At 51.3% G+C, this 5,428-nt stretch carries 4 protein-coding genes; 1 reads left to right on the forward strand and 3 read right to left on the reverse strand.

Annotated elements, in window-relative coordinates; translation table 11 throughout:
• The 3 genes from HMPREF1051_RS00025 to fnr form a co-directional block, all read right to left on the reverse strand.
• Positions 1-1,333 (reverse strand): L-lactate permease (locus HMPREF1051_RS00025; RefSeq protein ID WP_003762545.1); only part of this gene is annotated, 1,333 nt, incomplete at its 3' end.
• Between the two features lie 542 nt (positions 1,334-1,875).
• Positions 1,876-2,949, reverse strand: coding sequence for an MBL fold metallo-hydrolase (locus HMPREF1051_RS00030; RefSeq protein ID WP_003762542.1), 1,074 nt, complete (start codon positions 2,947-2,949; stop codon positions 1,876-1,878).
• A 79-nt stretch (positions 2,950-3,028) separates the two neighbouring features.
• Positions 3,029-3,763, reverse strand: coding sequence for a fumarate/nitrate reduction transcriptional regulator Fnr (fnr, locus tag HMPREF1051_RS00035; protein WP_009311137.1), 735 nt, complete (start codon positions 3,761-3,763; stop codon positions 3,029-3,031).
• Between the two features lie 143 nt (positions 3,764-3,906).
• On the opposite strand from fnr, the gene hemN reads away from it, so the two are divergent.
• Complete coding sequence (hemN, locus tag HMPREF1051_RS00040; protein ID WP_003762539.1) at positions 3,907-5,328, forward strand: oxygen-independent coproporphyrinogen III oxidase; 1,422 nt, start codon at positions 3,907-3,909, stop codon at positions 5,326-5,328.
• Positions 5,329-5,428: the final 100 nt, after the last annotated feature.

Consider the following 5,428-nt stretch of genomic DNA (forward strand, 5'->3'; position numbering starts at 1 on the left):
TGTTCGAACCGGAGAAGAATGCACCGATAGCGCCAAGGTAAGGGGAGAAGTAAACCCAGTGTTCGCCTGCCATTGCGGCAAACTCTTTACCGATGATTTTCACCATGGAGTCGTCGCCGCCAACCATCATCAGTTGAACCATAATCAGCGCGCCCATCAAGGCAAGCAGCGGTTTTTTGGTTTGGTTGAACGTTGCAGCGTAGAAAGCCCATGCATCTTTGAATTTGGTTTTATAAAGCAGGATACAAATCCAAACGGTAAAGACAAACGGAATCCATGCGGGAACGTAGAGGGTTTGGTAAGATGCATTGACACCTTGTCCGAAAATATTGCCGAAGGTAATGGTCAAAGAGTCGCTGACGGTGATTTTGCTCAAATCAAACGGCAGTTGGAAGCTGAACCATTCTTCTTTGCTGGTCAGCAGGCCTTTGATGCCGAGCTGTTTGATACGGGTAACCACCAGCATACCGATAAGCATACCCAGGGGGGCAAGTGCTTTGGCGACTTGGGCGAAAGGTACTTTTTCGGCATTCGGGTCTTTCGGATGGTCTTTGCTCAAACCCCAGCCGTGGTTGGCGGCGAATACGGATACCATCAGGCCGATTGCGCCGGCAACGAGTGATGGGAATTCTTCATTGACCATCGCCAATGCAACATAAGGAATGGTACAAGAGAAAACGGCGATACCGATGAAGCCCAAGTTTTTACGGATTTCAGACCAAGGCACGATGAAGCTCAAGCCGATGACTGGGATGACGAAACCTGCGAAGAAGTGCATCACGCCGGTTTGTCTGCCGATGGCAAGGATGTTTTCGGCACTCAGGTTTAATGGTGCGAAACCGAACCAAGTCGGCGTACCGACCGCGCCGAAAGATACCGGCACGGAGTTCATAACCAGCGTAAAAATCGCCACTTTCAACGGGTTGAAACCCAGACTCATCAGAATCGGGGCGGCAATCGCAGCAGGCGTACCGAAGCCGGATGCACCCTCAATCATAAAGGCGAACGACCAGCCGATAATCATCAGCTGTGCCACTGGATTCGGGCTGATGGTCGCCAGCCATTTGCGGATAATATCGATACAGCCGGTGGTTTCCATCATACGGTTGAACATGATCGCACCGAAAATCACGGTAATTGGCGTCAGTGTGGAAACCAGGCCGGACGCTGCGGTTGCGTTGAGCAGCATAGCGTCGTCTTTGAAATAAAACAGCTTGATGGCGTAAATCAGCGCGGCGGTAATCGGCAGCGCGATGTAGGAAGGCATACTGTTTTTCTTAACCATCAGCCAAATCAGCAGGATGATGGGAAAAATGCTGAGGAATAGTGCCATGGTGAATCCTTAAATCGGCGTTGTTTATCAATTTTTATCATGATGTCGGATGCGGGAGAGATACCGAACCTTAATCTGAGAGTAATTACCAAATAAATTGGTAATACCAATTCAAAAGAATGCCGCATACTTTACGTAATACGATGTAATCGGTCAAGTGATTTATACGCGAACCGCGCGTTGCAAAATAAGGTTTTCGGCTGAGGGGAAATTAGTTTTTTATTATCAGAATATTGCAAAACGGATAAATGGGAGAAGGGGAAGAGTGTTGGAAATGCTGCAACAGGTAAATTCAAAAAAGGTCGTCTGAAAACAGCTTCCGCTTCGTCGGTATAGTGGATTAACTTTAAATCAGGACAAGGCGACGAAGCCGCAGACAGTACAGATAGTACGGAACCGATTCACTTGGTGCTTCAGCACCTTAGAGAATCGTTCTCTTTGAGCTAAGGCGAGGCAACGCCGTACTGGTTTAAAGTTAATCCACTATATTTATGCCCTGATGGAATGTGCTGTATTTGTTTTCAGACGACCTTTAGACAGCTTTATTGTAAAGGTTCGGCAAACCAGTCTTGCGTGGCGGTATCGGCATCGAAGACTTGCCCCATCAGCGGGGTCAACGGATTCACGCCCAAACTGCGTGCCAGCGGGATGCTTTGCAGCAGGGGTTCGTTCCAAGCGTGCAGTGCCATGGCGTAGGCGCCCCAGTGGATGGGCATGAAGCGTTTGGGAGCAAGCTGTGCGGCATAGCGGGCGGTTTGCTCGGGGAAGAGGTGATTGTTGGGCCAATGTTCGCTGTATTGCCCGTTTTCGATGAACGCGATATCGAACCCGTTGAATTTTTCGGCGATTTTGTCGAAATGGCTGCCTTGTGCCGAGTCGCCGTGAAAATAGAATTTTTCGCTGCCGTGTTCGATGGCAAAGCTGGACCACAGGGCTTGGTTGTGGTCGGTCAGGGTTCGGGATGAATCGTGACGGGCAGGTAGTGCGGTGTAGCGGATGCCGTTGCGTTCGGTACTTTGCCACCAATCGAGTTCGGTAATGCGCTCTTGCGGCACGCCCCATTTTTTCAGCAGTACGCCCATGCCGAGTGAGACGATGAAATGGCTGTTGCCTTTTGAATTGAGTGCCTGCACGCTGTCTTTTTCGAGGTGGTCGTAGTGGCTGTGTGGAATCAGGATGACATCGACGGGCGGCAGTTCGTCGATTTCTGAGGGGGCAGGCTGGAAGCGTTTCATGGTGATGGGGATGGGGGAGACGGAATTGCCGAAAACGGGATCGGTAATGACGGTTTGTCCGCCGATCCGCATCAATAGGGTGGAATGTCCGAACCAGACGAAACGGCTTTTCCCTTCGGGTGCGGCGAGGAAGGTTTGCCAATCGGGCTTGACGGTAGGCAGAGGTTTGGGCGGGCGCGTTGCCTGCGGGTCGGTCAGGATCTTCCAAAATGCGCCGGTCAGGCCGGTCGGTTTCTGCTGCGGTTCGGGGTTGAAGAAGGTTTGCGTTTTCGGGTCATAATGGTCGCTTGCGGGGTAAACGGGATGTTGGTCGGGATAGAGCCAGTAGGCGAGCAGGGCGCAGACAGCGGTCAAGGCAATGAGTTTTTTCTTGTGTTTCATAATTGGATTTTATGAAGAAGGTCGTCTGAAAATTTTTCAGACGACCTTGGATTCTGTTTGAAAATAGTCTCGGTATTCATCAGATGGCGTGCGAACAGCCGGACACCATTTTTTTGAGGGCTTGCGAGTCGAGGATTTTGATGTGTTTGTGTTCGACCGAAATTAAGCCTTCGTGGTGGAACTTGGACAGCGTGCGGCTGACGGTTTCGAGTTTCAGCCCCAGATAGCTGCCGATTTCTTCGCGCGACATCCGCAGGATGAAATCGTTGGCGGCAAATCCGCGCGAGTAAAGGCGTTGGGACAGATTAAGCAAAAACGCCGCCAGACGTTCTTCGGCGCGCATATTGCCCAAAAGCAGCATCACGCCTTGGTCGCGCACGATTTCGCGGCTCATCAATCTGAAAAAATGGCTTCTCAGGCTGGGGATGTTGTGTCCCAGCTCTTCGATGTGGGTGAAGGGCAGCTCACACACTTCGCTGTCTTCCAAAGCCACCGCGTCGCAGCTGTGGACATGGGAACAAATGCCGTCCATACCGATGAGTTCGCCGGACATAAAAAAGCCGGTAACCTGATCGCGACCGTCCTGGCTGGCAACCGTGGTTTTGAAAAAACCGGCACGGATGGCAAACAGCGACGCGAAAGGCTCACCGGTGCGGAACAGATATTCACCCTTCTTCAAGCGGCGGCTCTGTCGGATGACCGCGTCCAATTGTGCAAACTCATTGGGCAAAAGCCCGACAGGCAGGCAGAGTTCACGCAGCGAACAGGAAGAACACAGGGTTTTCATCTGATGCATAGCATTGTGTGTGGTCATAAAACACCCTTAAAATTAAGGTTTTTATCCTGTCATGATTACGTAAGTTATTGACACATATCAAGACAGGTTTATCATACTGTGGCATTCTACCAAACTATCCGAAAATTGCCTAACATCATTACTCTAATCACGCACACGCCATGAAAGTAATACCGATACAAAATAATCACAATAGAAACAATGACAAACCTGAGTTTGACCGCGAACTCATTGCCAGCCTTCCTTCCAGCGGTCCGCGCTACACTTCATACCCGACAGCCGACCGATTCCATGACGGATTTCGCGAAGCCGAATATATCAATGCCTTGAATCAGCGCGGTATGGGGGCTTTGAACAAGCCCCTTTCGCTTTATATCCACATCCCCTTCTGCAACACCATTTGTTACTACTGCGGCTGCAATAAAATCATCACCAAAGACAAAAGCCGCGCCGATGCCTACATCGAATACCTTGAAAAAGAAATGGAGCTGCTCGCCCCGCATCTGGGCGGACGGCATCAGCTCGCGCAACTGCACTTCGGCGGCGGTACGCCGACTTTCTTGAGCGACGACCAAATCGAACGCGTATTCCGCATGATACGCAAACATTTCCAACTTATCCCCGGCGGCGAATACTCCATCGAAATCGACCCGCGCAAAGTCAGCCGCGAAACCGTCCTCATGCTCGGCAAGCTCGGCTTCAACCGCATGAGCGTCGGTATTCAGGACTTTGACCCCAAAGTGCAGGCAGCAGTCAACCGCATCCAAAGCTACGACGAAACCAAAGAAGTCATCGATGCCGCCCGCGAAGCCGGATTCAAATCCGTCAGCGTCGATTTGATTTACGGCCTGCCGCACCAAACCGCCGAAAGCATCAAAACCACCATCGACACTGTCTTGTCGCTCGATCCCGACCGCCTTGCCCTTTATCACTATGCCCACCTGCCGCATATCTTCAAGCCGCAACGCCGTATCGATACCGAAGCCGTTCCCGGCAGCGAAGAAAAACTCGATATGCTGCAATACTGCGTTCAAACCTTGACCGAACGCGGCTACGTCTTCATCGGTATGGACCATTTCGCCAAACCCGATGACGAACTTTCCATCGCCCTCAAAGAAGGCTTCCTCCAGCGCAACTTCCAAGGCTACTCGACCTACGCGGACTGCGATTTAGTTGCCATCGGCGTATCCTCCATCGGCAAGATCGGCAGCACCTACTCCCAAAACGAACGCGACATCGATGCCTACTATGCTGCCCTCGATGCCGGACACCTGCCCATCATGCGCGGCTACCAGCTCAATCAGGACGACCTTTTGCGCCGCAATATCATCCAAGATTTGATGTGCCGCTTCGCCTTGGATTACCGAATCTACGAAAGCGTGTTCGGTATCCCGTTCGACCGCTATTTCAAAGACGAACTTGCCGACTTGGAACAACTCGCCTCCCTCGGACTCGTCCGCCTGAAACCGCACGGACTGACCGTTACCCCCAAAGGCCGCTTCCTGATACGCAATATCGCCATGGTATTCGACTACCACCTGCGCCATAGGGAAACCAAAGCCCAATATTCGCAAACGGTGTGAAGAGGAATAGCAAAGGTCGTCTGAAAATTTTCAGACGACCTTTGTTTTTATTTTCAAGACTTTCGGGTAACATCAAACCATATTTGCCGGTTTGCCGTGA

This window comes from Neisseria sicca VK64, assembly GCF_000260655.1.
In the GTDB taxonomy this organism is placed as follows: Bacteria; Pseudomonadota; Gammaproteobacteria; order Burkholderiales; family Neisseriaceae; genus Neisseria; species Neisseria sicca_B.

Bases quoted from the DNA above. Each gene is read 5' to 3' on its own strand.
- hemN (WP_003762539.1), top strand. From the start codon at position 3,907: ATGAAAGTAATACCGATACAAAATAATCACAATAGAAACAATGACAAA.
- HMPREF1051_RS00030 (WP_003762542.1), bottom strand. From the start codon at position 2,949: ATGAAACACAAGAAAAAACTCATTGCCTTGACCGCTGTCTGCGCCCTG.
- fnr (WP_009311137.1), bottom strand. From the start codon at position 3,763: ATGACCACACACAATGCTATGCATCAGATGAAAACCCTGTGTTCTTCC.